Consider the following 24428-nt stretch of genomic DNA (forward strand, 5'->3'; position numbering starts at 1 on the left):
CGACGCCGAGACACGAATCTAGGCTGACCCCATGAACCTCCTCGCCCCCACGCGCATCCGCTCCGAGCTCGACCAGGTGACCAGGCACTGGACGCCCCGCGTGGTCGGCCAGGTCAACGACCAGTTCGTGAAGGTCGCGAAGCTGCTCGGGGAGTTCGTGTGGCACGCCCACGACGAGCAGGACGAGATGTTCCTCATCGTCTACGGCCGCCTGCGCATCCAGCTCGAGGGCGATCGCGAGGTCGTGCTCGAGCCCGGCGAGTTCTACGTCGTCCCCAAGGGCACGCGACACAACCCCGTCGCCGACGAGGAGGTCGGCATCGTGCTCATCGAGACGGTGACGACGGCCCACACGGGCGACGTGGTCGACGCGCGGAGCGTGCCGATCGACCAGCAGGTGGCGCCTAGCTGACGGCGGCCTGCACGTTCCTGCGCCCCAACGGCAAAGGGGCGGGCGACATCGTCGCACCGCCCCCGAGGGTGAAGCTGGACTACTTGATGGCGGCGCGGAGCTCGGCGGCGGCGGCGCCGACGTCGGGGGCACCGTAGATGGCGGCACCGGCGACGGCGACCTGAGCGCCCGACTCCTGCACCGACGCGATCGTCGCGACCTTGACGCCGCCGGCGACCGAGAAGGGCACGCCCGAGGCCTTGCCGTCGTCGAGGAGCGTGTCGAACGTGAAGCCGTCCTCGGCCTGCTCGTCGAGGCCGGCGTGCATCTCGACGAACTCGGCGCCGAGGGCGACGACCTCCTTGGCACGGGCCGACTTGTCGGCGACGCCGATCAGGTCGACGACGATGCCCTTGCCGTGCTTCTTGGCGGCCGCGACCGCACCGACGATAGTGCTGTCGCCCGCGACGCCGAGGACGGTCACGAGGTCGGCTCCGGCGGTGAAGGCGATGTCGGCCTCGAGCTCGCCGGCGTCCATCGTCTTGAGGTCGGCGAAGACGATCTTGTCGGGGTGGGCGGCCTTGATCGCGGTCACGGCCGAGAGGCCGGCCGACTTGATCAGCGGCGTGCCGAGCTCGATGATGTCGACGTGCGGGGCTGCCGCGGCGGCGAGCTCCAGGGCGGCTTCGGTGGTCAGGGTGTCCATTGCGAACTGCAGTTTCATGATCTTCCTTGTCTTTGCGGTGAGGGAAAGGGGCGCAGGATCCGGCAGCGCTACTCGAGGTTCGCGTGCCGAGGCCAGATCTCGTCGGCCGTCAAGCCCGACCGCTTCCACAGTGAATGGAAGACGGCGTCGCCGACGAGGCCGACCGCCTGCTCGAACAGGCTTCCGGCGTACTGCTGGCTGGCGGTCGCCGAGCGGTCGAGCTTGGCGGCGGCGGGGATGACGACGACCACGTCGGCGCGCTCGGCCAGGGGCGAGTCGCCGGCCGTCGTGAGGACGGCGACGCGCGCGTTCGCCTCGGCGGCCGTGGTGGCCGCTGCGACGATGCCGGACGTGGTACCGGAGCCGCTGGCGACCAGGAGGACGTCGCCGGCCGCGATCGCGGGCGTCGTCGTCTCTCCGACGACATGCACGGCGAGGCCGAGGTGCATGAGGCGCATGGCCGTCATGCGGAGGGCGATACCCGACCGGCCGGCGCCGTGGACGAAGACCCGGTCGGCCCCGGTGAGGAGTGCCGCGAGTTCATCGAGCGCGTCGGCGTCGATGCGGCTCGTCACCGCCTCCAGCTCGCCCGTGATCAGGTCGAGGGCCGCCGTGGGTCGCTCGTTGTCGTCGCTCATGACTCGAGTCTCGTCCGCCGGGAGCCGCATCGCGGCCACCCACTGGGACGGTTCGGCCTACCCGTTGGGGTAGGCCAGGACATGGGTAGGGTTGAGCCATGATCGACACCGGCGAGCACGCGACTCGCGAGCTCCTCCTCGCACACGCGCGCACCGTCGCCGAGCAGTCGGACAGGCATGCCGTGGCTCTGGAGTCGATGCTGGCGATTCTTCGCTCGACCCGGCTCGACGACCGCGCCGCCCGGACCATGGCGATCGATGTCGCCGCCGCCTCGCTGGTCGAGATCCGCATGACGACCGACCAGCAGCGCGACAGTATGCTCGAGCCCGTCATCGGAGCCTTCGCCCGGCTCCGCTCCGACCTCCGCCCCCTGGTGCGGTTCGGCGACCTCGACGTGCAGTTCGTCGAGCCTCCGGTCACCGGCCGCGCCCTGCCCGGCGAGGTCGCCCACGCCGCCCGCGCGATCGTGCGCAGCGCCGTGCTCGCGTTCGTCGACACCGGCGAGAGCCGGCGGGTGCGGATCCAGTGGGACTGCGACGGCCTCAATCTCCTGATCGGCATCCGCGACGACGGCCGCGGCGAGATGACCGCCCACGACGACTCGTTGCGCCCGATCGCCGAGCGCGTCTCCGCCCTCGACGGCGACCTCAGCGTCGCCTCCACGCCGGGCTGGGGCTCGGAGCTCTCGATCGCCCTCCCGCTCGACCCTCCGGTCGAGCCCGATCAGACGATCACCGCCGTGCCCCTGAGCCCGCGGGAGCGCGAGGTGCTCAGCCTCGTCGCCGCCGGTGCCCGCAACCGAGACATCGCCCGGAAGCTCGGGATCAGCGACAACACGGTGAAGTTCCACGTGTCGAACCTGCTGCGCAAGGTTGGGGCCCGGTCGCGGTCGGAGCTGGTGGCGCTGGCGCGCTGAGGTCGGGTTGGGCGGGGGTGGGGCAGTTCCTGCGCCCGATCAGAGGCCGAGCAGCGCCTGGAGCTCGTCGGCGACCGTCGCGGTCGGCCGACGCGCGTCGATGCCGGCGGCCCCGCGCTCGATCATCTGGGCCTGCATCACCGGAAGCCCTGCGGCGATCTGCTGCCGGTCAAGGGGATGGCGGGTCAGGACGCGGTCGTGCTGGGTGGCCTCGTCGAGCTCGAGGAGCACGAGGCGGTCGAAGCGGTCGGTGAAGTCCCACTGGTTGACGGCGATGCCGAGCAGCACGCCGTCGGAGCCCAGCTCGTCGAGTACGTCGTCGAGACGGGCGGCCGACCAGCCCCAGTAGAAGTCGGCGAGCAGCTCGGGCGTGACCGGCAGGGTGTGGTCGCCGACGACGGCGCCGGACGCATCCATGAAGGCCGCGAGGCCGTCGACCGCGTCGGAGTCGAGGGCGCGGACGCCGCGGCGCACGAGCTCCGCCGTCAGCGTGGACTTGCCCGCGCCGGGGTTGCCGCTCACGAGGTAGGCCATGGGCCATGGTCGCACGGACCCGCGAGAGCCGTCGAGAGTGGCCGCCTCGCGACCCGCCCGGCGTCACGGTGCCGAGCGTGCCGCCCTCGGCGACATCGGACCCGTCAGGCGACGCGACGGATCGCCCTCGCGCTGACGGCGGCGCACGCGAGGCTGATGACGACGAAGCCGCCGAGCACGACGGCGGTCCCGACGATCGGCGCGAGGGCGGCGAGCACGACCGGAAAGAAGAAGCCGACGTAGCTGAGGGCGTAGAAGACGGCGGTCAGCCCCGCGAGGTCGCCGCCCGTCGCCATGCCCTGCACGGTCGTCAGGCCGGTGACCATGCAGAGGCCGTAGCCCGCGCCGAACAGCGGTGCCGCGACGAGTACGGCCCAGGGCACCGTTGCGACCGCCGCCACGATGAGCACCGCGGCCGCTGCGGAGCAGAGGAGCACGCCCGCCGTACCCGACCGGCCCTGGAGCAGCCGGTCGATCGTCGCCGAGGCGAGCTGCACTGTCGTGCCGACGCCGAGCGTGATCACCGTCGTGAGCGTGGCGAACGCGACGACGTAGTCGCCCACTCGCGACGCGACGAGGCTCGGGCCGACGGCGAACGAGAGGGCGGCGGCACCGAAGATCCACGGCGCCATCGGGACGACGCCCCGGACGAACCGCGGGCGGACTGCCGGGGGCACGCGCACGTCGCCGAGAAGGGACGCGACCGACGGATCGGGCAGACGAGTCTCGGCAGCCCGGAGCACGATCGCCAAGGCGACGAGGCACGCCAGGATCTGCACGGCGTACGGCAGCACGGTCGGCCACGGGGCCCACTGAGCGAGGACGCCCGCGACCCCGGCTCCGCCCCCGAAGCCGAGCGACATGGCGACCGACGCGCGCCGGGCGCCGGACGAACCTCGACCTTCCGCCGTCGACAGCTCCTTGATCCAGCTGCTGCCGACGACCATCGCCACGGCGACGCTGATACCGCTCAGGAACCGCCCCGCGCACAGCCCGACGAGGCTGCTGCTGGTGCTGGCGAGCACGATGCTCGCGACGACGCCGATCGCGATGCCGGCGAGCATCACCGGCTTGCGCCCGTGGCGGTCCGACCACGCGCCGGCGAGCACGAAGCCCGGCACGATGCCGAACACGTACACGGCCAGCGAGAGGTCGATCTCGACCTGGGTGTAGCCGTCGACCCGACGGTAGAGGAGGAGCAGGGGCACGAAGTGGTTGCCGCCCCACGCGAGGGCGATCACCGCCGGGGCGACCCGGAGCCACCCGCCGAGGGCGGCGGGTGAGGAGCTCGGCATGGATTCAGACTAGGGGAGCCTCCTACACGAGATCCCCGCGCGTGCCAGGCTGGTCTCCATGACACGGCTACGAGGGGCAGGCCTGGCAGGGGGCATCGTCGCGGCGGCGCTGCTGATCAGCGGGTGCACGGGCACGACGACAGCTGCGCCGCCGGCCACGTCGCAGGCTGCGGTCGTCACGCCGACGCCGACGCCCACGCCCACGCCCACGCCCACCGTGACGGCCCCGGCCGTCGAGAAGCCGCTCTCGAAGACGGTCGACGCAGGAACCGTCGCCGCCGCCGTCGCAGCCACCGCCTCCGGCACCGGCTCGTCGAACGTCACGTACAAGCGCAACGGCGACTTCGCCGTCGTCGTCGAGCTCAACTGCCTCGGCTGCGCGGGCACGGCGACGGTCACGGCTCCCGGCCGCCTGTCGCCGTTCGGTCAGGCCGAGGCGCCCCTGCGCGCGTCCTTCCTGATGGACGTCTTCAAGGACGACCCGGTCTCGCAGACGCTGATCGTCAAGGCGACCGGCCCGTGGAAGGTCACGCTGCGGAGCTGGAACGACCTGACCCCGGTGTCGGGCAAGCAGTCCGGCGTGGGGCCCGCGGTGCTGTTCTTCTCGGACGACGTCAAGCACGTCATCGTCGACTACAAGCCGTCGGGAGCCGGCGACTCGTTCTCGGGGCGCGTGTTCACGACGTCCGACAAGCCGCTGGTGTTCGGCGACTCGGTCGCGTTCGCGAAGAAGTACGACGCCGATCTGCCGGGCGTCATGGCCATCCAGACCAACGGGACCTGGAGCGTGACGCCGACCCCCTAGCCGGCTACTCGCCGTCGACGGGACGCTCGAGCGCCTCGGCCAGCCGGAGCAGCAGCTCCGTCGCCGCAGGCCGCTCGCTCAGGGGGACGACCGACTCGGTGACTCCGGCGTAGAGGGCGCCCGCGCCGGTGGCCGCCGCGAGGCCGCTCGGCGTCAGCATCATCAGCGTGCTCCGACGGTCGGTCGGGTGCGGCTCGCGCGTGACGTAGCCGGCCGCGACCAGACGGTCGATCAGCGCTGTCGTGGCCCCGGTCGTCAGGCCGAGCGCCTCGCCCACGGCCTTCGCGGGGCTGCCGTTCTTGGCCGACAGGAAGACCAGCGTCTGGAAGTCACTCAGAGACAGTCCCGCCTCGCCGGCGAACCGCTCGCGCACGTGCCGGCTCGCCACCTCGAGGGCCTGCCAGGCGAGCAGGAACTCGACGGTCGAAGGATCGAAGGGGGAAGCGGCATCGGACATGACGCAAGTGTGGCGCAGACGAGCCCTGCGACGCGCCGAGTTACGCTCCGCGCACCGAGCCCGAGGTGCCGCCCGGCTCGTCCCCCGCTGGTCCCCCCTAGTGCCGACACCCTCCTTGGGGGCTGTGCGAGCGACCCTCGCCTGGGAGGCTGGACCCAGGAAGAAACGGGTGGTGGGACACCCGGGACTTCGCAGAGGGCCGCGGGGTGCGGCTGACACCGTGGTGCGGGAATTCGGGCCGGCAGCGGGGCGTCAGCCGCGCCGCTCTCCGGGCTCTCATTCGCGACCCCAGTGTTCTCCTCACAGCACGCGCCGCCCCGGGCTCACCCCGAGGAGCACACGTGACCTTCTCTCTCCGTCTCGCCGCAGCGGCCATCGTCACCGTCTCAGGACTGGTCGGCGTCGGAATGCTGGACGCCCCCGGGGCCTCCGCCGAGTCGAGCGTCACGGTGCCGACCGAGGCCGGCGCGAAGGCGCTGAGCGCGACGTACGAGTCGAAGCAGGCGGCCTCGGTGAAAGCCGCATCCGCGTACGCGACGAAGTCGGCTGCCGCAGCGAAGTCGCGTGCGACCTACCTCGCCAAGGCGAAGGCCTCGACGGCGTCGCAGTCGCGACTGAAGGTGGTCCTGACATCGTCCACGTACTCCGCCTCGTACAAGGCCACGGCGAAGAAGAACTCGGCCGTCACGGTGAAGGCCACGGCGTCGGCCAAGACGGCGTACTCCGCCGCGAAGGCGATCGCCGCGAAGTACAAGGCGCTGGCCGCCTCAGCGGCGGCTGCTGCGGCAGCCGCACAGAAGGCGGTCGCAGCGACTCAGGGAGGCCTGGTCGCCATGGGCAGCGGAGACGCCGCGATGCCCACCGGCAGCGTCACCTCGAACGGCCGCACCTGGAGGCAGTCGTACGCCGAGGACTTCACCACCCCGGCCGCCCTCGGCGCGGTCTTGACGACCTATCCCCGGATGGAGGCCTACGACGGCTTCGACGACACCAGCGGCCAGGGCCTCTACGCTCCGGACAGGGTGCTCAGCGTGTCGAACTCGAACCTCGACTTCTTCCTCCACTCCGAGAAGGGCCAGCCCCTGGTCGCCGCGGTCATGCCCGACGGCTACACGCCGCACACCACAGGCCGCGTCTCGATCCGATACAGGTCGGACGACATCCTCGGCTACAAGTTCGTCGGCATGTTCTGGCCGTCGAGCGACGACTGGAACGACGGCGAGATCGACTGGCCCGAGGCCGACCTCGGCGCGAATCCCCGTCCCGCCTCGGCCGTCCCCGGCTCGCTCCGAAACGGCGGCATGACCTTCAAGCCGGCCGTCGAGACGTTCGCGGCGACCGACCAGAGCGAGTACCACGTCGCCACCACCGAGTGGGATCACGACGCCATCCGCTACTACTGGGACGGCGAGCTCGTCTCGACCGTCACCGACGCGGTGCCTGCCACGGCCATGCGCGTGACCCTGCAGGCTGAGACGTTCATCGGCGAGGGCACCGTCCCGAAGACCACCGCGGGCCACCTCGACATCGACTGGATCAGCATCTGGGACTGACCTGACGGTCAGCCCTGGCGGCGCCCCACCGGGATGCCGCGACCGCTGACGATCAGTGCCACGACCGCGACGAGAGCCGCGACCGCGAAGCACGCCACGAACGCCGTGATGTCGCCCGGCCCGCCGATCAGGCCGAACAGGGCGCCGTTGACGCCGAGCACGACGGCCGCGCTCGCGGAATCCGAGATCGTCAGGGCCGAGCTGTTGAACCCCTTCTCGGAGTCCTTCGACCATCGCAGCGTGAGCACCGAGAAGCGGGAGTAGACAAAGCCGATCCCGAAGCCGAGGATCGTCCACCCGATGATGATGACGACGGGGTGCAGGTGCCACAGCGGCGTCGCCACCGCCGACAGGCCGCCGACGATCATCAGCGCGATGCCCGTACGGAGGCCCGTGAGCTGAGGCACCCTCTCGCCGATCCGCCCCACCAGCCAGCTCGCGAACGCCCAGCTGACCGCGCCGGAGGTGAGCGTCACCCCGGAGGCGGCGGGTGAGAAGCCGTAGTGGGAGCTCAGCAGATAGGGGATGTAGACGTCGCCGCCGATGAAGGCGGCGCCGACGAGGCCGCGGAGGAGGACCAGGGCGGGGATCCCCGTTCCTGCGCCCAGGGTCTTCTTCGGGAGCAGCGGACGCAGGGTCACCGCCAGGGCCGCGACCGATGCGACGACGACGAGGGCTCCGAGGAGGTCGGGCAGCTCGGAGATGAGGTTGAGAGCGACGATGGCGGCCGCTGCGCCGAGGGCCCAGAGGATTCGGGCGGGGCGCCAGGGGGCTCGAGTGTCGGAGGGCTCGAGACGCCGGAGCGTCGGCAGGATCATGAGGAAGGCGGGGACGCAGAGTCCCAGCGCGCCGATGAACACCCAGTGCCAGCCGACGGTCTGCGTCACCGTGCCCGCGATGACGGGGCCGACGAGGCCCGGGAGCACCCAAGCGGCCGCGAAGCCGGCGAAGACCGCCGAGTGCAGCCGCTCGGGGAAGACCTGCGAGACCATCACGTAGAGGCCCACGATGACGGCGCCCGACCCCAGGCCCTGGATCAGCCGTCCGATGAGGAGGACGGTCATCGACGGGGCCAGCCCGACGACGAGGAGGCCGACTGCGAAGAGGAGCGTCGAAGCCAGGACGACGGGGCGCGGCCCGCGACGGTCGGCCCAGTTGCCGGCGACGACCATGCCGACCAGGCCCGACGCCAGTGGCGCTGCGAAGGCGAACGCGTACAGCGACTCGCCGTCGAGCTCGCGGCTCACCGTCGGCATGACGGTCGTGACGGCGAGAGCCTCGAACGCGCTGATGCCGATGAGGGCGCACATTCCGAGGGTGGCGAGGATGTACTTCTTGCTGAGGACGCCCGGCGAAGACGTGTCGACAGCGGCGGTGCTCATGGGGTCAGCCTAGGCCCCGTCGAGAACTCAGGCTTGGTGCGCGATGACCGGCCCGGGGCCCTGGCCCGAGGCCGACGCCTCGCGCACCGCCCCTGAGTTATCGACGCAGGGCCTACTCGTTGCCGACGCGCTTGTCGGCCTCGTCGCGCGCCTTGTCGATCTTGTCGGTGTACTTGCCGCCGGTCGCCTTGTCGGCGGCACCCGCGACGGCGTCGAGCAGCTTGTCGCTGGTCCCCTCCGCCTTCTCGCTCTTCAGAGCGTCCTTGACCTTGTCGTTGCCGAGGAATTGCTGCGCCTTCTTGGCGATGTCGTCGAATCCAGCCATGGTGTGCTCCTTCGGTCGGTGAATGTTCGTCACGATAGACCAGCCAGACCCCTCGTGCACGGCCGGGGGTTATCAGGTGGCGTTCAGTAAGCTGAGATCCCGACCTGGAAGGGGTACTCCATGGCCGCCCGACTCCAATCGCTCGCACCGATCCTGATGCCTGTGCTGGCGCTGATCGCTCTCGTCGCGACGTATCACCGGCATCTCTCGACCGGCGTGGCGATCCTCGTCGGCGCCATCCTCATCGGCGCCGTCCTCGCGGCGGTCCACCACGCGGAGGTCGTCGCGCACCGCGTCGGCGAGCCGCTGGGTTCGATCGTCCTGGCCGTCGCCGTGACCGTCATCGAGGTCGGATTGATCGTGACGCTGATGGTCGCCGGCGGCCACGACGTCGAGACCCTCGCCCGCAACACCGCGTTCGCCGCCGTGATGATCACGTGCAACGGCATCGTCGGGCTCTCGCTCCTGCTCGGCTCCGTCAAGCACGGCCTGCCCCGCTTCAACCGCGAGGGCACCGGCGCCGCCCTCAGCGTCGTCGCCGCACTCGCCGGCATGGCGCTCGTGCTTCCGGCCTTCACCACCGGCGCCTCGGGCGGGCGCTTCACCGGCGTGCAGCTCGCGTTCGTCGCCGTCGCGGCCCTCGCGCTCTGGCTGGCGTTCGTGTCGACGCAGACCGGTCGCCACCGCGACTTCTTCCTGCCGGTGAAGCTCACCTCCGATCCGAAGCTCGACTCCACCGACTCGGGCGACCACGCCGACCCTCCGTCCAACCGCGCGACGATCATCAGCCTCGTCCTGCTCGTCCTGTCGCTGCTCGCGGTCGTCCAGCTCGGCCACACCGTCCAGCCCAACATCGAGGACGGCCTCGACGCCGCCGGCATCCCGGGAGCCTTCGTCGGAGTCGTGATCGCCTTCATCGTCCTGCTCCCCGAGGGCATCGCGGCCTCGCGCGCCGCCCTCGGCAACCGCCTCCAGACCAGCCTCAACCTCGGCTACGGCTCGGCGATCGCCAGCATCGGCCTCACGATCCCGGCCATCGCCGTCGCCAGCATCTGGCTCGACGGGCCGCTCGTGCTGGGCCTCGACAGCGTGCAGATCGTTCTGCTCGCGATCACCCTCCTCGTGAGCACGCTCACCGTGGCGCCGGGCCGATCGACACGCCTGCAGGGGATCATCCACCTGATCATCCTGGCGGCGTTCGTCTTCCTCGCCATCAGCCCGTAGAGGCGAGGGCCGCAGGAACTCGCGGCCCGGCGACGGGCTCGGAGTTCCTGCGCCCGCATCCGCCGTCAGGCGTCGGCCCACGCCCGTTCGAATCCGGCCATCAGGCCCGTCATCGCCTTGACCGGCGGCGGCGCGTACTCGCCGCGCTTGCCGGTGGCGAGGCGCAGGCGGACGAGCGACTCCGCGAAGACCGTGGCGGAGGAGACGCCGTCGACGACGGGCGCGCCGATCTCGTCGGAGACGCGGTGGCAGAGGTCGGCCATGCCGGCGCAGCCGAGGAGGACGGCGTCGGCTCCGGCGTCGAGCACGGCGCGGCACTCCGCGACCACGCGGCCGTAGGCGTCGGAGCGCGGGTCGTCGAGGGCGAGGACCGGGATCTCGCACGCGCGGACGGCGACGCAGACGTCGCCGAAGCCGTAGCGGTGGGCGAGCTCGCGGGCGCGTCCGGTGGTGCGCTCGAGGGTGGTGACGATGCCGAAGGTGCGGCCGAGCATCGCCGCGACGTGCATGCCGGCCTCAGCGATGCCGAGGACCGGCCCGCGCGCCAGCTCGCGCGCCGCATCGAGCCCCGGGTCGCCGAAGCACGCCACGACGTACGCATCGACCCCCTCGGACTCCCCCAGTGCCACCTGCTCGAGGATGCCGGGTACGGCCAGCGCCTCCTCGTAGTGGCTCTCGATCGAGGCGGGGCCCATGCTCGGGCTCACCGCCTCGACGAGGGTGAGCGGACCCGCGACGTCGCTCGCACACCGGCCGATGGCGTCGGTCATGGACTGCGTGGTGTTGGGATTGATGAGGCGGATCCGCATGGTCAGTCCGTCTCGAGGTTTCCGTCGCTGACGGTGGAGTCGTCGGCGGACAGCTCGGGCATGCGCGGGTTCACGGTCTCGAACGCCCAGAAGATGGCGAGGCCGAGGGCGCAGCCGATGAACCATCCGTAGTTGCCGAGCCAGGTGAAGTCGACGCCGCCGAGGTCTTTCACGATGGACGGGACGAGGGCGGCTGCGACGGAGATGATCCCGGCGATGACCATGGTCCAGACGGCGTTCGGATTGAAGCCCCTCTTGTACCAGTAGCGGCCGGTCGGCTCCATCGTGAACATGTCGTCGACGGCGATGCGCTGCTTGGCGACGAGGTAGTAGCCGGCGATGAGGAGGCCGAACAGCGGGCCGATGAGGGCGCCCAGGATGCCCAGCGTGTACTGGATCGCCTGGGGGTTGCTGTACCAGTTCCAGGGGGTGAGGAGGACGGAGCCGACTGCTGCGATCATGCCGCCCATGCGCCACGAGATCTTCTGCGGCGACACGTTCGAGAAGTCGAAGGCCGGCGAGATGAAGTTGGCGACGATGTTGATGCCGACGGTCGCGGTGACGAAGGTGAGTCCGCCGAGGAGGATCGCGAAGGGGGCGCCGATGGCCTGGACGGTCTCGATCGGGTCGGTGATGAGCTTGCCGAAGACCGGGACGGTCGCCGACGCGCAGAGCACGGTGAGGACTGAGAAGAACAGGAAGTTGAGCGGGAGGCCGAGCCAGTTGCCCTTCTTGACCGACTTGAACGACTTGCCGTAGCGCGAGAAGTCGCCGAAGTTGAGCATCGGGCCCGAGAAGTAGCTGACGACGATCGCGACGGCGGAGATCATGACGGGGATGGCTGCGGCGAGCGACATCGGCGGCCCGGAGGAGAGGTTGAGGCTGATGTTGCCCCAGCCGGCGGTGGCGACGAGGTAGACCGCGAGCGCGATCATGATGACGTAGACGGCTGGTCCGGCGAAGTCGATGAACTTGCGGATCGTCTCCATGCCCCGCCAGAACAGGGCTGCCTGCGCGACCCAGAGGATGGCGTACGAGATGTAGCCGAGGGCGCTCAGGCCGAGGAAGGAGTGGTCGAGCAGCGCGGACGACGCCGGGATGAACTTCAGGAAGATGATGTTCAGCGACTGGGCGGCGAGGTAGGTCTGGACGCCGTACCAGGCCGTCGCGATCAGGCCGCGGATGATGGCCGGGATGTTCGCGCCGAGCACGCCGAAGACGGCCCGGTTGATGACCGGGTACGGGACGCCGGTGCGCTGGCTGGGCTTCGCGACGAGGTTGGCGAAGACCATGACGATCATGATGCCGACCACGAGCGAGATGAGCACCTGCCAGCTGGCGATGCCGAGCGCGAACAGGCTTCCCGCGGTGACGTAGCCGCCGACCGAGTGGACGTCCGACATCCAGAACGCGAAGAAGTTGTAGCCGCCCCAGGTCTGCTTGCGGAGGGGCGCGAGGTCCTCGTTGGTGAGGCGGGGGTCGTAGTGGTCTTTGACGAGTCCGCCGCCGACCGGGTGGCCGGCCGCCTCGACGATGTCGTGCGGACCGGTCAGCGTGGCGGCGCGGTTGGCCTCCTCGCGGGGGTCGGTGGTCGAGGTGGGCGGAGCGATGTTCGATGCCATGGCACTCTCCTGGGTGGCTGATACCCTCGTGGGCAGATGAGACGAGCTGGTGATCCCGGCGCGTGGCCGGCAGGCGTTCCCGTGATTCGTTCTGATGAGTGAACCTATTGCTTCACGCGAACGCGCAGGTTTCGTCTGTGTAACAAGCATGTGACAGCGATTGCTTCACGTGCTTCCCTGTTCTTGTTCTTGTGCAGTCCTGGAGGCGCGACGTGACCGAGGCCGTCGCCAGCGAGCTCGACGCGGTCGTGCTCGGAGCCCGGCTGCGGACGCTCCGCACCGATTCCGGCCTGACGCTCCGCGAGATGGCCGAGGCGCTGGGGATCTCCTCGAGCGCCGTCTCGCAGATCGAACGCGGCGTCAGGCGCCCCTCGGTGTCGCGGCTCCTCGCGATCGTGCAGGTGCTCGGCCGCCCCCTCGCCGACGTGTTCGACGCCGCCGAAGAGCCGGCCGCCGATCGCGCCGAGATGCCCGTCGGGTACGTCCTCGCCCGTGCGGGTGCCACGCACCCCGTGACCCTCGGCACCGGCGTGGTCTTCCGCCGCCTGTCGCCCGCGCACACCGCCGGCGTCGACTTCTTCGAGTCGACCTACCCCGCCGGAGCCGTCGCCACCGACATGGGCTCCCTGATCACGCACGAGGGCTACGAGGTCGGCACCGTGACCTCCGGCGAGCTCACCATCGACTTCGCCGACGAGCGCGTCGTGATGCGCGCCGGCGACTCGATCCGCTTCCCGTGCGAGGTGCCGCACCGCATGGGCAACTACGGCTCGGTGGACGCCGTCGCCACGTGGGTCATCGTTCACTCGCGGCGCTAGGCGGGCCTGTCGTGTTCGCAGGGGCCTTTGGTTAGGTGGGGCCATGCGATACGTGATCATCGGCGCCGGAGCCATCGGAGGGGTGCTGGGTGCGCGGCTCGCCCAGCACGGGAAGTCGCCGCTGCTGATCGCCCGCGGTGAGCACGGCGACGTGATCGCCTCGGCGGGCATGCGGCTCCGCTCGCCCGACGACGACACCGTCGTGCGCGTCCCCGTCGCGTCGGAGCCCGCAGGCGTGCACCTCCGGGTCGACGACGTGCTGGTCTTCGCCACCAAGACGCAGTCGCTCGACGCGGCCGTCCGGGAGTGGGTCGACGAGCCCGTGTACGTCGACGGCCGCCCGATCGGGACCGCGGGGGCGCTGCTCCCGGCGTTCATCGCGCTCAACGGCATCGAGGGCGAGCGCATCGCCGCCCGCTACTTCGACCGGGTCTATGCCGTCTGCGTGTGGCTCCCCGGTGTCCACCTCGTGCCTGGCGAGGTCATCGTCCGCATCGCGCCGTCGAGCGGGACGTTCATCGTGGGGCCGGCGTTTGGCGGCGCCTCGCTGGGCGGCTCCGGGTCGTCGGGCGGCGGTGCCGGCTCGAGCTCCACGGGCGGCGGTGCCGGCTCCTCGGGCGGCGGTGCCGGCTCCTCGGGCGGCGGTGCCGCCGCTGATCCGCTGCTCCTCGAGCTCCAACGCGACTGGCAGGACGCCACCTTCCGCATCTTCCTCGACGACGACGTCCTGGCGTGGAAGCACCGCAAGCTCCTGTCGAACCTGGGCAACGCCCTCCAGGCCCTCCTCGGGCCGGACGCCGCACCCGACATCTACGACGACCTGAGGTCGGAGGCGGAGGCCGTCTACCGCGCGCTCGGGATCACCTGGCCGAGCGACGATGACGAGGCGGCTCGCCGGGGGAACGCGTTCGACCTGCGGCCGGTCCCCGGCACCGGCGAGCTCGGCGGGTCGTCGTGGCAGAGCGTCCAGCGCGGAGGCTCGATCGAGACCGACTACCTGAACGGCGAGATCGCTCTCCTGGCCCGCAGCCACGGCCTCGACGCGCCCCTCAACGCCGAGGTGCAGCGGCTGGCGCGCTCGGCCGACGGGGCGATGAGCGTCGAGCGGCTGCGCGAGCTGCTCGAACGCGTCGCGGCGCGGTAGCCGCCCGCGGCTGCGGCGCCGCCGCGCGCCGGCCCGCCGTCGAGAACTCAGGCCCGGTGCGCGCTGCCGGGCCGACGGGGCCCGACCTGCGGCCCGCCGCCGCGCACCGCCCCTGAGTTGCCGACCGCTACCGTTGCCCCATGCGGATTCTGGTGGTGGGCGCGGGTGCCGTCGGCGGCTATTTCGGCGGCCTGCTTGCGCAAGCGGGCAGGGACGTCACCTTTCTGGTGCGGCCCGGCCGTCTCGAGTTCCTGCGCTCGGGGCTGGTGATCGAGCAGCTCGACCGCACCCTGCGCATCGATGTGCGGGCGACGACGGCCGATGCGCTCCACGGGACCTACGACCTCGTGCTCGTGACGGTGAAGTCGTTCGGGCTCGAGGCCGCGATCGACGACTTCGCGCCCGCCGTCGGCCCGACGACGACGATCGTGCCGCTGCTGAACGGCATGCGGCACCTCGACCTGCTGCAGGCGCGGTTCGGCGACCGGGTCGTCGGCGGCCTCTGCTTCGTCGCGACTCACCTCGACGGCGGCACGGTGCGGCAGCTCGGCCCCCTCCAGACCGTCATGTACGGGGAGCTCGACGGCACTCCGACGCCGCGGATCGACGCTGTCGACGCCGCCCTCACGGGCGCCGGGTTCGACGCGCGGGCGCGCTCCGGGCCCGACGGCATCCTGCAGGCGCTGTGGGAGAAGTGGTTCGTGCTCGCGGCCGGCGGCGCCCTGACCACCCTCCTCGGCGGCGACGTCGGCGCCATCGCGGCCGCGCCGAACGGCACGCGGACGGCTCTCGCGATCGTGGCGGAGTGCGCGTCCGTGGCCGCGGCGGCGGGGCACGAGCCGTCGGCGAAGGCGCGCGCGAGCGCCGAGCGGACGCTGACCGCGGCGGGCAGCGACTTCACGACGTCGCTCTACCGCGACCAGGCGGCGGGCGGCGAGGTCGAGGCGGAGCAGATCCTCGGCGACCTGGTCGCGCGGGCCGACGGGCTCGGCGTCAGCGTCCCGCTGCTCGCTGCGGCGGATGCGGCGCTCGAGGTGTACCGGCGAGGGCGCGCAGCCTCCTGAGGTAGTAGCGCTCGGGCCAGGTCCGGACCCCGCCCGGCAGCCGCGGGTACACGGCCGCGACGACGCGCCAGAGCCGGTGGAGGCGGCGCTGGTCGGCGCGACTCCAGGTGAGCCCGTAGGCGTCGCGCACCGTCTCGGGCAGAAGCCCCGCGGTCATCCAGCGGTTGAACGGCATCAGCAGACGCACCCACCGCGGCGCCCGCTCGGCCCTCCAGAGCGCGTCGGCCTGCGCGCGGATCGCCGGCGACACCGTCAGCTCGGCCACCCGGGCGGCCCAGTACGTCCTGAATTCCGCGCGCGACGAAGGCCACATCGACGCAGGAACTCGCAAGGCCGTCCCGAGCCCCGCGTACCGGGCGAACAGGGCGTCCGCCGCCCCCTCCGGGAGGTGCCCGAGCACGCGGTCGTGGACGAGCACGGCCGTGTCGTACAGGGTCGCGGCGACCCAGAGCTGGAGCTCCGGGTCGTGGGCGTCGTAGGCGTCGCCGTGGACGGGGTCGTGCCTGCGGTCGACGTAGGCCGAGGCGGCGCGGCGGTCGGCGTCGGTGCCGCACATCACTGCGTAGACGTACATCAGCGTGCCATGCAGCCGCCCCATCGGGTTGCTCGCGAAATCGCTGTGGTCGGCGACGCCGCGGCCGACCTCCGGGCGGGCCAGCTGGAGGAGGATGGCCCGGCCTGCTCCGGCGAGGATGACGGCCTCACTGGGCGGGTCGATGCGCATAGGCGCACGATACCGGTCGGGTTCTGGAGCTTCGCTGCGCTTTCTTCTCGGGCTTCGCTGCGCTTTCTTCTCGGGCTTCGCTGGGTCTGCTCTTTGAGCTTCGCCGCGTCTACTTCTTGAGCTTGACCAGGGCGTTGGCGTAGCTGGCGAACCACTTGCCGGCGGCGGGGCCTCCGTTGCAGGTGCCGTCGCTGGCGCCGGGCGTCTTGACCCAGAGGAGGGCGTCGAGGCCGGTGCTGCCCGCCGTGACGTGGGGGTCCTGGCCGAGGCCCGCGCCCGGAGCGTTGCACCAGGTGCCCTTCCAGCCGCGGCCGTTGCGCGACACGTCGATGACGTAGTGCGTGCCGTTCGTGAGCTTCGAGACGGAGGAGGCGTAGGCGCGCTCCTCGTCGACTCCGACGTAGTTCGAGACGTTCGTGTAGAAACCCCGCCCGTACTGGATACCGGCCTTGTCGAGGAGGTCCGCCACCTGCTGCGGCTTGAGCCAGCGGGAGTTTCCGCCGTCGAGATACGCGGGGATGCCGTCGGCGGCGAAGGTCTCGACCGCCGACTTCAGCTGGGTGAAGCGCTCCGAACCGAGGCTGGCGCAGGTCGTGGTCTGGCCGAGGGAGTCCGGCTCGACGAGCACGACGGCGTTGTGGCCCTTGAGCGTGGACGCGATCGTGGAGTTCCAGCTGGCGTAGGCCGCCGGGGTGAGCCCGCCGGCCGAGTAGCCGCCGCAGTCGCGGCCGGGGATCGCGTAGGTGACGAAGACCGCGGTCTTTCCGGCCTGGTCGGCGGCCTCGACGTTCTTCTTCACGTACGCGGCGAGCTTGTCGCCGGTGTACCAGTCGCCGAGCCAGATGGCGACCGGGCGCTTGGCGATGTAGGCGGCCGAGGCGGCGTCGGTCGCCTTGCCCGCCGCGCTGAGCTCGGCCGCGCGCTTGGCGGCGAAGCTCTCCTTCTGTACGTAGAGGCCGCCGTCGAAGAGCGACCTGTTCGTGGCCGCGGCGATCGAGGCGGCTTGGGTCGTGGCGCTGGCCTTCGTGGAGGTGGTCGCGCTGGCAGCGCTCGCTTCGAGCGGCGAGGCCAGGACGAGCGCCGCCAGGGCGACTACGGCAGCGATCTGGTGCGTTTTGGGCATGCGTGGGTCCTGATCCTGGAGCGCACGTCGAGAGACGCGGAGGGCGGAGGTGCGGGGCGGTCCGAATGACGCGAAGCAATCTCAACATGTGCGCTGGCTGGGCTGTAGCGGCATTTTGGGGGACACGAAGCTGACAGCCGCTCCGTACCCTTCGGTCCGATCGGCGATCCGCCTCGTAGGGTCGACGGGTGGAACGACGACGCGACTACTCCTGGACCGACCCCGCCGAGATCGCGGCGGCGGCGCCGTTGACGAGCGGGGTCGAGTTCCTGCGCCGGATGATCGCCGGGGGGATCCCGCAGCCGCCGATCGCGCACACGCTCCAGTTCGAGCTGGTCGAGGCGAGCGAGGGGCGCGTCGTGCTGGTCGCGCACCCGGCGGAGTTTGAGTACAACGCGATCGCGTCGGTGCACGGCGGGGTCATCGCGACCTGGGCCGACACGTCGATCGGCTATGCCGTGCAGACGCGGCTGGCTCCCGGGCAGAGCCTGACGACGCTCGATCTGCAGGTGCGGTACCTCCGGCCCATCACCGCAGACCTCGGGGACGTCACCATCACGGCGGTGACCGACCACGTCGGGCGGCGGACCGCGACGGCGCGGAGCGAGATCGTCGACGGGTCGGGGCGGCTGCTGGCGACGGCGACCTCGACCTGTCTCGTGCTGTAGGGGCCGCTGCGCGGCCGCGGCCCCGGGGCAGCCCGCGGCGCCACCCTCCCGGCGCCGCCGCCGTCCCGCACCGCCGCCTCCCCGCGCCGTCGCCGTCCCGCACCGCCGCCGTCGGCAACTCAGGCCCGGTGCGCCGAGCGGCCGTCGGGCTCGCCCCGGGGCGGCCCGCCGCTGCGCACCGCCCCTGAGTTGCCGACGCCCGACCATCTCTCCACAGCCGGCCGCCTCCGGTCGCCCCTCCACAGATGGGCCGCAGCACCCCACCGGGCCCGCCCGAATCGCGAACCTCGACGGCATGATCATCAGCGAACTGGTCGCCCAGAGGGGCGGCATCCTGCACAAGAACCACCTCGTGGCCCTCGGCGCCACCGACCGCGACCTGACGTGGGCAGTGCGCCACGGTCACGTCAGGCGGGCGCGGCGGGGGTGGTATACGACGTTCGCGAAGTCCGATCCGCGGTTCGTGGCCGTGCAGGTCGGTGGGCGCCTGACGGGCGCCTCGGCGCTGCGGATTTGGGGGGCGTGGATGTGGGGCGAGCCGCCGGTCACCGTGTCGGTGCCGGCGAATGCGAGTCGGCTGCGGCGGCGGAAGGGGGTCCGGGTCGTGTGGGACTCCCCCGAGGTCGGCGGGCGCGGCGACCTCATGTCAGTCGGCCTCCGCGATGCGCTCCGCCAGGCCGTGCTCGACCTCGCGTTCGAGGAGGCGGTGGCGGTGCTCGACTGGGCGCTCTCCGAGAGGCACCTCGACGTCGACGAGGTGCCGCAGCTGCTGGAGGCTCTGCCGCAGGACGTCCGCTCGATCGCGGACTGGGTCGACCCGAAGTGCGGCAGCTTTCCCGAGAGCATCGCGCGGACCCGGTTGCGCAAGCTCGGCCACACGGTCGAGACCCAGGTCGCCGTCGACGGGAACAAGGCGATCGACCTCGTCGTCGACGGGGTCGTCGGGATCGAGGTGGACGGGCGCGAGTTCCACGAGTCGCGGTTCGAGAAGGACCGCCGGAAGGACCTCGCGATCGTCATCGAGGGGCGGACTCCGGTCAGGTTCAGCTACCGGATGCTCGTGGAGGTGTGGGACCGCGTGGCGCTGGCGGTGCGGACCGCCGTCGCGGCGCACCGGCGGGGCCGTGCTGCCGTCGGCAACTCAGGCGCGGTGCCGCGGCCGGCGCGGCGCGCGCCGCGCCTGTGGCGCCTGCCGGCGCCGCGGCGGCGCACCGCGCCTGAATTGCCGACGCGCGGCCTCGCGCGGAGGCCCTTCCCGCGCATCGCTACGATCGTCGGGTGACGCATCCCCCCATGAAGTGGCTCGCCCGACTGACTTTCGTGACGATCCTGGTCGGCATCGGGAGCGGCCTGAGCGGTCTCGTCGTGAGCTTCCTCCTGCACGGCCTGGAGCACCTGGTCTACGGGTTCGGCGAGGGCGACTTCCTCGACCAGCTGCCGACCCCGAGCAACGGCCTGCGCGTCCTGGCGCTGTTCGTCGCCGGCGTCATCGGCGGGTTCGGCTGGTGGGCTGTCCGCCGCTGGGGCCGGAAGGTGGTGTCGGTCGAGGCCGCCGTGAAGGGCGAGCGGATGCCCTTCTGGTCGTCCCTCGGCAACATCGCCCTGCAGATCGTCATCGTCGGACTCGGCGCGAGCATCGGCCGCGAGGTCGCCCCGCGGGAGCTGGCAGCGCTCGCGGCCCAGTGGATAACCCGCAAGACCGGTGTCACTTTTCGCGAGACCAGGATCCTGGTGGCCTGCGGCGCCGGCGCCGGTCTGGCCGCGGTCTACGACGTGCCACTCGGCGGTGCCGTCTTCGCGGTCGAGATCCTCCTCGCCGAGCTCACCCTGGCGACCGTCGTGCCGGCGATCGCGACATCGGCCATCGCGGCGATCGTGGCCAGACTGGTCACCAGCGCCGCCCCGCTCTACAGCGTCCCCCACCTCGAGCTGAGCCCTTCCCTCATCGTCTGGTCGATCATCGCCGGGCCCGTCATGGGGTTCGCGGCTCTCGGCTTCGTCGTCCTGGCGAAGAAGGCGGGGGAGCGCCGACCGAAGAGCTGGGGCATCCTCATCGTCATGCCGGCGGTGTTCACGGCGGTGGGCGTCTTGTCGATCTGGTTTCCGCAGATCCTCGGCAACGGCCGCGCGCTCGGCCAGCTCGGGTTCGACGGCGGCGCGAACCTCGACGGTGCGACCCTCGGCGCGGCTCCGCTCCTCTTCATCCTGATCATCGTGCTGCTCAAGCTCATCTCGACCGTCGGCACGATCGGCGCCGGGGCGGCCGGCGGCACCCTGACCCCGTCGCTCGCCCTCGGCAGCGGGCTCGGCGCCGTGCTCGGCGGACTCTGGCTGCTCATCTGGCCCGGCAGCGGCATCGCGGCCTTCGCGTTCGTGGCCGCGGCATCCTTCCTCGCGGCGAGCATGCGGGCGCCGCTGACGGCGCTCGTCCTGGTCGTCGAGTTCACCGGCCAGGGCCAGGCGATCCTGGTGCCGGCCCTCCTCGCGATCGCCGGCTCGATGACGATCGGCTACATGATCACCCGCCGTCAGCTGTGGAAGACGCCCCGTGGCGAGGGCGTGGCGTAGGTCCAACTAGGCTGGGGGCACGCATTCGCTAGGAGGCACCTCGACATGATCCACTCCCCCAATCGGCTCCTGAGCACGATCATCGGCATCGTCTTCCTGGTCATCGGCCTGTTCGGCTTCTTCGTGGCGACCCCGCTCCCGTTCGCCACGGCCGAGGGTGCGGTCCTGATCGGCCTCTTCGGAGTCAATGCGGCCCTCAGCACGATCCACGTCCTGGTCGGCGCCGCGCTGCTGCTGGCGGGCCTCGGCGGCGTCCTCCCGGCGAAGCTCGCCACCGTCGTCCTCGGCGCTGCTCTCGTCGTCTTCTCACTCGTCGGCTTCGGCATCGCGCACACAGGCGCCAACATCTTCGCACTCAACACCCCCGACAACCTGCTGCACCTCTTCGCCGGGCTCCTGCTGGTCGCCTTCGGCCTCACGACCGACAAGGTGATCCTCAAGGCTCCGAAACTCGCGTAGCGAGCCCTGGCGATTCGCGGCCTCCGCCGTTAGAGTTAGGGTCACCTAACCGCGACCGAGAGGCGCCGCATGCACGCAGTCGTCCCCTTCTCGCAGGTCCTGCGCGAGCGCGGTTCACGGCCACGATCGACTCCCGCGGCGAGCGAGCTCTTCATGTCGGCGCTGCTGAGCGGCCACGGCTCGCGCGACGACTACATCGCGATGCTCGAGCAGAACTACTTCGTGTACCGCGCCCTCGAGCGCGCGGCCGAGGCCCGGCAGTCCGACCCGGTCGCTGCGGCATTCATGTCGCCGGCCCTGACCCGGCTCCCGGCGATCCGCGAAGACCTCCGCTTCCTGATCGGCGACGACTGGGAGTCGCGCGTCGCCCCGATGCCGACGACCCTCCGCTACGTCGACCGGATCGACACCGTCGCCGCCACCTCCACCGGCGGCTTCGTCGCCCACCACTACACGCGCTATCTCGGCGACCTGTCGGGCTGCGCGATCATCCGCCAGATCATGCAGCGCCAGTTCGGCTTCGAGACGAACGGAGTGGGCTTCTACCTCTACGCCGGCATCGCCCGCCCGAAGGAGTTCAAGTCGACCTACCGGGCCCAGCTCGACTCGGTCGGCTGGACGGACGACGAGCGCGAGCGCGTCATCGACGAGGTCGGCGTCGCCTACCGCCTGACCGAAGACCTCTTCGGCGAGCTCTCCGCGCCGCGAACCGCGGCATAGCCCGAATCGCCGCACAGCGACGCGAACCGCAGCGCGTCGACGCGAAGCGCAGCGGAGTCCGGCAGGCCCGCAGCCCCTACGACCCCACCGTCGCAGCCTGAATCGCAGGAACTCGGGTCGCCTGCGACATGAAGCGCCTCACGTCCAGATCGACGATGATGTCGGCGGGTCGCAGGGGCCGTGAGAGGTAGAGGCCCTCGAGTGACGTGATCCTGCTGAGTGCCACGTACGTCTGGCCGGCACTGAACACTCGGGTACCGAGGTCGACGATGGCCTGGTCGTACGTCTTGCCCTGCGACTTGTGGATCGTCACAGCCCACGCGAGCCGCAGCGGAAACTGCTGGAACTCGGCGACGATGTCTTTCTTCAGCTCTTTCGTCGTCTCGGAGTAGGTGTACTTGTACTTCTCCCAGACGGCCGGCTGCACCTCGACCTCTTCGCCGTCGAGCTCGACGAACACGGTGTCGCGGATCTTGGTGACCACGCCGACCGAGCCGTTGACCCAGCGCTGGTCGGAGTCGTTGCGGAGGAACATCACCTGCGCCCCCACCTTCAGCTCGAGCGCCTCGTCGGCCGGGAACGTGCGCCCGCCGAAATCGCCGGTCACCTCGGCTTTCGCCGTCTTCACCCCGCCGGCCAGGCGCGACAGCTCGAGCTTGTTGATGCGGTTGACGGTGTCGTTGCGGGTAGCGAGCGTGATCGTGCCGTCGGTGGGCACGGGCCGGGCCCCGGCAGTGTTCAGCGCGTTCGCGATCTCGGCGGTGACGCGACCGTGGCGGACGGCGTTCAGCATCTCCTTGAAGCCGGCATCGCTCTGCCGGTGGATGAAGGCGAGCTCGAGGATTCGGAGCGTCGCCTCCTCCCAGACGTGGGCGTCGAAGAACCACATCGACCGATAGTGGTCTTTGAAGTACGCGCGCTCCTCCGGGTCGCCGGGTACGGGCGGCAGCTGGTACGGGTCGCCGAACAGGACGACCTGCACGCCGCCGAACGGCTCGCTCTTGCGCTGACGAGCCTTGCGGAGCGACCGGTCGATCGCGTCGAGGAGATCGGCGTTCACCATCGAGACCTCATCGATGACGAGCGTGTCGATGGTGTTGAGCAGCTTGCGCAGCTCGGAGTTCTGGTCGATGTCGTGGTCGGCGATGAGCCCGATCGGCAGCCGGAAGAGCGAGTGGATGGTCTGCCCGCCGACGTTGAGGGCGGCGACGCCCGTGGGCGCGCAGACGACGACCTGTTTCGAGGTGTTCCACGACAGGTGGTTGAGCAGCGTCGACTTGCCGGTGCCGGCCCGCCCGGTGACAAAGATGTGCTCCCGGGTGTTCTCGATCGCGTCGTAGACGGCGGCCTGCTCGGGCGACAGCTCTGGAGCCACGAGCACCCCTTTCGTCGACCGGCCCGGGTCATCCAATCTACCGGTCGCGGACGGGTCACCCGGCTAGCCGAAGTTAGGATGTGGAAATGTCTGTGCCTGTGGGGAGCGCGCGGCGATCCGCGAGAACACGGGCCGCCCTCCTCTACGGCGGGCTCCTCGTCGGGATCGCGATCGCCTTCGTCGTGACGGTGGCGATCCTCAACTCGACGGTCTACAGCGCGTCGGGATTCGTCCGCGGCTACCTGCACGCCCTCGACCGCGGCGACACGGCGAGCGCGCTCGGCCTCGCCGGCGTGACCCCGTCGGCCGACGACGTGCTCCTGACCATCCCGGAAGACGGCCGGATCGACGACATCTCCACGACGGCGAAGGGCGACCGCGTCACGGCGAGCTTCCTCCTCGACGGAACGCGCCACGAGGCCGTGTACGACGTCGCGCCGACGGGCGCCTTCGGCGGGCTCTTCACGGCGTGGGGCTTCCGGACCACGCCGACGGCGTTCCTCGATGTCACGCCCGAGCACGACCCGCGCTTCACCGCCAACGGCGTCGATGTGAAGGCGGAGGGGTCCGACATCGCGACCCGCTACACGGTCCTCGCACCGGCGGTCTTCGATCTGACCCACGACACGACCTACCTCTCGGCCGATCAGACGACCGTCGTGGCCGCCGCTCCCGGCGCCGTCGCCAAGGGCACGGTCGACGTCGAGCCCCGCAAGAGCTTCACCGACGGCGTCCGCCGCGACGTCACCAAGTACCTGCGCACGACGTGCGTCTCGCAGAAGGTGCTCTTCCCCGCCGGCTGCCCGTTCGGCAAGGAGGTCGACGACCGCGTCACCTCCACGCCGACGTGGTCGATGACCGCCTACCCGCCCGTGGCGCTGAAGCCGACGAAGACGTCGGGCGTCTGGATCGTCAAGCGCGCGGCCGGCCGCGCCCATCTCGAGGTCGAGGCCCAGTCGCTCTTCGACGGCCAGGCCTACGACATCGACGAGGACGTCCCCTTCGACGTCGGGTACCTCGTCACCATCGGCTCCGACAACAACCTGACGATCACCCCGCGCTGACGGACGCCAGCGCTGACATAATCGACTCACCCGACCCAGGAGC

At 70.9% G+C, this 24428-nt stretch carries 26 protein-coding genes; 14 read left to right on the forward strand and 12 right to left on the reverse strand.

The annotated features are described in order from the left end of the window. Positions 1-31 precede the first annotated feature (31 nt). Positions 32-412 (forward strand): cupin domain-containing protein, encoded by a 381-nt coding sequence (locus AC3CBB_RS13660; protein WP_488625015.1) that lies wholly within the window; start codon positions 32-34, stop codon positions 410-412. A gap of 79 nt (positions 413-491) precedes the next feature. Here AC3CBB_RS13660 and hxlA read toward each other — a convergent pair whose 3' ends face one another. Together hxlA and hxlB are read right to left on the reverse strand one after the other, a co-directional pair. After that, positions 492-1115, reverse strand: a complete 624-nt coding sequence (gene hxlA, locus AC3CBB_RS13665) for a 3-hexulose-6-phosphate synthase (RefSeq protein ID WP_123505758.1) — start codon at positions 1113-1115, stop codon at positions 492-494. A gap of 50 nt (positions 1116-1165) precedes the next feature. Next, positions 1166-1735 (reverse strand): 6-phospho-3-hexuloisomerase, encoded by a 570-nt coding sequence (gene hxlB / locus AC3CBB_RS13670; protein WP_488625016.1) that lies wholly within the window; start codon positions 1733-1735, stop codon positions 1166-1168. A gap of 98 nt (positions 1736-1833) precedes the next feature. Here hxlB and AC3CBB_RS13675 point away from each other — a divergent pair, with 98 nt between their 5' ends. After that, the gene (locus AC3CBB_RS13675) at positions 1834-2652 is read left to right on the forward strand and encodes a helix-turn-helix transcriptional regulator (RefSeq protein ID WP_123505760.1); all 819 of its coding nucleotides are present in this window, start codon (positions 1834-1836) and stop codon (positions 2650-2652) included. Positions 2653-2691: 39 nt separating this feature from the next. Here the strand turns inward: AC3CBB_RS13675 and AC3CBB_RS13680 are convergent, their stop codons facing one another. Both AC3CBB_RS13680 and AC3CBB_RS13685 read right to left on the reverse strand, forming a co-directional pair. After that, complete coding sequence (locus tag AC3CBB_RS13680) at positions 2692-3186, reverse strand: nucleoside/nucleotide kinase family protein (RefSeq protein ID WP_488625017.1); 495 nt, start codon at positions 3184-3186, stop codon at positions 2692-2694. 104 nt (positions 3187-3290) lie between these two features. Beyond that, on the reverse strand, positions 3291-4481 hold the full coding sequence (locus tag AC3CBB_RS13685) for an MFS transporter (protein ID WP_488625018.1): 1191 nt from the start codon (positions 4479-4481) through the stop codon (positions 3291-3293). 58 nt (positions 4482-4539) lie between these two features. Between AC3CBB_RS13685 and AC3CBB_RS13690 the strand changes: the two genes are divergently transcribed. Beyond that, complete coding sequence (locus AC3CBB_RS13690; protein WP_488625019.1) at positions 4540-5286, forward strand: hypothetical protein; 747 nt, start codon at positions 4540-4542, stop codon at positions 5284-5286. Positions 5287-5290: 4 nt separating this feature from the next. On the opposite strand, the gene AC3CBB_RS13695 is transcribed toward AC3CBB_RS13690, so the two are convergent. Further along, positions 5291-5743, reverse strand: coding sequence for a MarR family winged helix-turn-helix transcriptional regulator (locus AC3CBB_RS13695; protein ID WP_123505765.1), 453 nt, complete (start codon positions 5741-5743; stop codon positions 5291-5293). A 341-nt stretch (positions 5744-6084) separates the two neighbouring features. Here AC3CBB_RS13695 and AC3CBB_RS13700 point away from each other — a divergent pair, with 341 nt between their 5' ends. Continuing rightward, positions 6085-7296: a glycoside hydrolase family 16 protein gene (locus tag AC3CBB_RS13700; RefSeq protein WP_488625020.1), complete on the forward strand. Its 1212-nt coding sequence runs from the start codon at positions 6085-6087 to the stop codon at positions 7294-7296. 8 nt (positions 7297-7304) lie between these two features. Here the strand turns inward: AC3CBB_RS13700 and AC3CBB_RS13705 are convergent, their stop codons facing one another. Further along, the gene (locus AC3CBB_RS13705) at positions 7305-8678 is read right to left on the reverse strand and encodes an MFS transporter (RefSeq protein WP_123505767.1); all 1374 of its coding nucleotides are present in this window, start codon (positions 8676-8678) and stop codon (positions 7305-7307) included. Between the two features lie 112 nt (positions 8679-8790). Next, complete coding sequence (locus tag AC3CBB_RS13710) at positions 8791-9003, reverse strand: antitoxin (RefSeq protein WP_123505768.1); 213 nt, start codon at positions 9001-9003, stop codon at positions 8791-8793. A gap of 120 nt (positions 9004-9123) precedes the next feature. On the opposite strand from AC3CBB_RS13710, the gene AC3CBB_RS13715 reads away from it, so the two are divergent. Beyond that, positions 9124-10227, forward strand: a complete 1104-nt coding sequence (locus AC3CBB_RS13715; protein ID WP_488625021.1) for a calcium:cation antiporter — start codon at positions 9124-9126, stop codon at positions 10225-10227. 65 nt (positions 10228-10292) lie between these two features. Here AC3CBB_RS13715 and AC3CBB_RS13720 read toward each other — a convergent pair whose 3' ends face one another. Next, entirely contained in the window at positions 10293-11036 is a 744-nt protein-coding gene (locus AC3CBB_RS13720) for an aspartate/glutamate racemase family protein (RefSeq protein ID WP_488625022.1), read from the reverse strand. A gap of 2 nt (positions 11037-11038) precedes the next feature. Beyond that, on the reverse strand, positions 11039-12658 hold the full coding sequence (locus tag AC3CBB_RS13725; protein WP_488625023.1) for an NCS1 family nucleobase:cation symporter-1: 1620 nt from the start codon (positions 12656-12658) through the stop codon (positions 11039-11041). 212 nt (positions 12659-12870) lie between these two features. On the opposite strand from AC3CBB_RS13725, the gene AC3CBB_RS13730 reads away from it, so the two are divergent. From AC3CBB_RS13730 to AC3CBB_RS13740, 3 genes are all read left to right on the forward strand, one after another. Then, positions 12871-13476 (forward strand): helix-turn-helix domain-containing protein, encoded by a 606-nt coding sequence (locus tag AC3CBB_RS13730; protein ID WP_199738234.1) that lies wholly within the window; start codon positions 12871-12873, stop codon positions 13474-13476. Between the two features lie 43 nt (positions 13477-13519). Next, entirely contained in the window at positions 13520-14620 is a 1101-nt protein-coding gene (locus AC3CBB_RS13735; RefSeq protein WP_488625024.1) for a ketopantoate reductase family protein, read from the forward strand. 140 nt (positions 14621-14760) lie between these two features. Further along, entirely contained in the window at positions 14761-15684 is a 924-nt protein-coding gene (locus tag AC3CBB_RS13740; RefSeq protein WP_488625025.1) for a ketopantoate reductase family protein, read from the forward strand. On the opposite strand, the gene AC3CBB_RS13745 is transcribed toward AC3CBB_RS13740, so the two are convergent. Both AC3CBB_RS13745 and AC3CBB_RS13750 read right to left on the reverse strand, forming a co-directional pair. Then, a complete protein-coding gene (locus AC3CBB_RS13745) occupies positions 15614-16408 on the reverse strand; it encodes an oxygenase MpaB family protein (RefSeq protein ID WP_488625026.1) in 795 nt (264 codons plus the stop codon). The two genes, AC3CBB_RS13740 and AC3CBB_RS13745, sit on opposite strands and share 71 nt — an antisense overlap. Before the next feature lie 109 nt (positions 16409-16517). Then, on the reverse strand, positions 16518-17531 hold the full coding sequence (locus tag AC3CBB_RS13750) for a glycoside hydrolase family 6 protein (protein ID WP_488625027.1): 1014 nt from the start codon (positions 17529-17531) through the stop codon (positions 16518-16520). A gap of 188 nt (positions 17532-17719) precedes the next feature. On the opposite strand from AC3CBB_RS13750, the gene AC3CBB_RS13755 reads away from it, so the two are divergent. The 5 genes from AC3CBB_RS13755 (at position 17720) to AC3CBB_RS13775 (ending at position 21946) form a co-directional block, all read left to right on the forward strand. Further along, positions 17720-18199: a PaaI family thioesterase gene (locus AC3CBB_RS13755; protein WP_488625028.1), complete on the forward strand. Its 480-nt coding sequence runs from the start codon at positions 17720-17722 to the stop codon at positions 18197-18199. A 295-nt stretch (positions 18200-18494) separates the two neighbouring features. Further along, entirely contained in the window at positions 18495-19481 is a 987-nt protein-coding gene (locus AC3CBB_RS13760) for a hypothetical protein (protein WP_488625029.1), read from the forward strand. After that, on the forward strand, positions 19478-20767 hold the full coding sequence (locus AC3CBB_RS13765) for a chloride channel protein (protein ID WP_488625030.1): 1290 nt from the start codon (positions 19478-19480) through the stop codon (positions 20765-20767). The genes AC3CBB_RS13760 and AC3CBB_RS13765 overlap by 4 nt, the downstream gene beginning before the upstream one ends. Before the next feature lie 45 nt (positions 20768-20812). Continuing rightward, positions 20813-21226 carry a DUF4383 domain-containing protein gene (locus tag AC3CBB_RS13770; protein ID WP_488625031.1) on the forward strand — a complete coding sequence of 138 codons (414 nt, stop codon included), beginning with the start codon at positions 20813-20815 and terminating at the stop codon, positions 21224-21226. Between the two features lie 69 nt (positions 21227-21295). Continuing rightward, positions 21296-21946, forward strand: a complete 651-nt coding sequence (locus AC3CBB_RS13775) for a biliverdin-producing heme oxygenase (protein WP_488625032.1) — start codon at positions 21296-21298, stop codon at positions 21944-21946. A 76-nt stretch (positions 21947-22022) separates the two neighbouring features. Here AC3CBB_RS13775 and AC3CBB_RS13780 read toward each other — a convergent pair whose 3' ends face one another. After that, positions 22023-23321, reverse strand: a complete 1299-nt coding sequence (locus AC3CBB_RS13780; protein WP_123505936.1) for an ATP-dependent DNA helicase — start codon at positions 23319-23321, stop codon at positions 22023-22025. 86 nt (positions 23322-23407) lie between these two features. On the opposite strand from AC3CBB_RS13780, the gene AC3CBB_RS13785 reads away from it, so the two are divergent. After that, on the forward strand, positions 23408-24385 hold the full coding sequence (locus AC3CBB_RS13785; RefSeq protein ID WP_488625033.1) for a hypothetical protein: 978 nt from the start codon (positions 23408-23410) through the stop codon (positions 24383-24385). Positions 24386-24428 lie beyond the last annotated feature (43 nt).

Source organism: Frondihabitans sp. OV104 (genome assembly GCF_057787745.1).

Excerpts from the sequence above, each read along its gene's own strand:
- AC3CBB_RS13680 (WP_488625017.1), bottom strand. The coding sequence starts at position 3,186 with ATGGCCTACCTCGTGAGCGGCAACCCCGGCGCGGGCAAGTCCACGCTG.
- AC3CBB_RS13695 (WP_123505765.1), bottom strand. The coding sequence starts at position 5,743 with ATGTCCGATGCCGCTTCCCCCTTCGATCCTTCGACCGTCGAGTTCCTG.
- AC3CBB_RS13685 (WP_488625018.1), bottom strand. The coding sequence starts at position 4,481 with ATGCCGAGCTCCTCACCCGCCGCCCTCGGCGGGTGGCTCCGGGTCGCC.
- AC3CBB_RS13740 (WP_488625025.1), top strand. The coding sequence starts at position 14,761 with ATGCGGATTCTGGTGGTGGGCGCGGGTGCCGTCGGCGGCTATTTCGGC.
- AC3CBB_RS13720 (WP_488625022.1), bottom strand. The coding sequence starts at position 11,036 with ATGCGGATCCGCCTCATCAATCCCAACACCACGCAGTCCATGACCGAC.
- AC3CBB_RS13710 (WP_123505768.1), bottom strand. The coding sequence starts at position 9,003 with ATGGCTGGATTCGACGACATCGCCAAGAAGGCGCAGCAATTCCTCGGC.
- AC3CBB_RS13715 (WP_488625021.1), top strand. The coding sequence starts at position 9,124 with ATGGCCGCCCGACTCCAATCGCTCGCACCGATCCTGATGCCTGTGCTG.
- hxlA (WP_123505758.1), bottom strand. The coding sequence starts at position 1,115 with ATGAAACTGCAGTTCGCAATGGACACCCTGACCACCGAAGCCGCCCTG.
- hxlB (WP_488625016.1), bottom strand. The coding sequence starts at position 1,735 with ATGAGCGACGACAACGAGCGACCCACGGCGGCCCTCGACCTGATCACG.
- AC3CBB_RS13785 (WP_488625033.1), top strand. The coding sequence starts at position 23,408 with ATGTCTGTGCCTGTGGGGAGCGCGCGGCGATCCGCGAGAACACGGGCC.
- AC3CBB_RS13760 (WP_488625029.1), top strand. The coding sequence starts at position 18,495 with ATGATCATCAGCGAACTGGTCGCCCAGAGGGGCGGCATCCTGCACAAG.
- AC3CBB_RS13750 (WP_488625027.1), bottom strand. The coding sequence starts at position 17,531 with ATGCCCAAAACGCACCAGATCGCTGCCGTAGTCGCCCTGGCGGCGCTC.
- AC3CBB_RS13660 (WP_488625015.1), top strand. The coding sequence starts at position 32 with ATGAACCTCCTCGCCCCCACGCGCATCCGCTCCGAGCTCGACCAGGTG.
- AC3CBB_RS13725 (WP_488625023.1), bottom strand. The coding sequence starts at position 12,658 with ATGGCATCGAACATCGCTCCGCCCACCTCGACCACCGACCCCCGCGAG.
- AC3CBB_RS13745 (WP_488625026.1), bottom strand. The coding sequence starts at position 16,408 with ATGCGCATCGACCCGCCCAGTGAGGCCGTCATCCTCGCCGGAGCAGGC.
- AC3CBB_RS13735 (WP_488625024.1), top strand. The coding sequence starts at position 13,520 with ATGCGATACGTGATCATCGGCGCCGGAGCCATCGGAGGGGTGCTGGGT.
- AC3CBB_RS13770 (WP_488625031.1), top strand. The coding sequence starts at position 20,813 with ATGATCCACTCCCCCAATCGGCTCCTGAGCACGATCATCGGCATCGTC.
- AC3CBB_RS13675 (WP_123505760.1), top strand. The coding sequence starts at position 1,834 with ATGATCGACACCGGCGAGCACGCGACTCGCGAGCTCCTCCTCGCACAC.
- AC3CBB_RS13705 (WP_123505767.1), bottom strand. The coding sequence starts at position 8,678 with ATGAGCACCGCCGCTGTCGACACGTCTTCGCCGGGCGTCCTCAGCAAG.
- AC3CBB_RS13775 (WP_488625032.1), top strand. The coding sequence starts at position 21,296 with ATGCACGCAGTCGTCCCCTTCTCGCAGGTCCTGCGCGAGCGCGGTTCA.
- AC3CBB_RS13690 (WP_488625019.1), top strand. The coding sequence starts at position 4,540 with ATGACACGGCTACGAGGGGCAGGCCTGGCAGGGGGCATCGTCGCGGCG.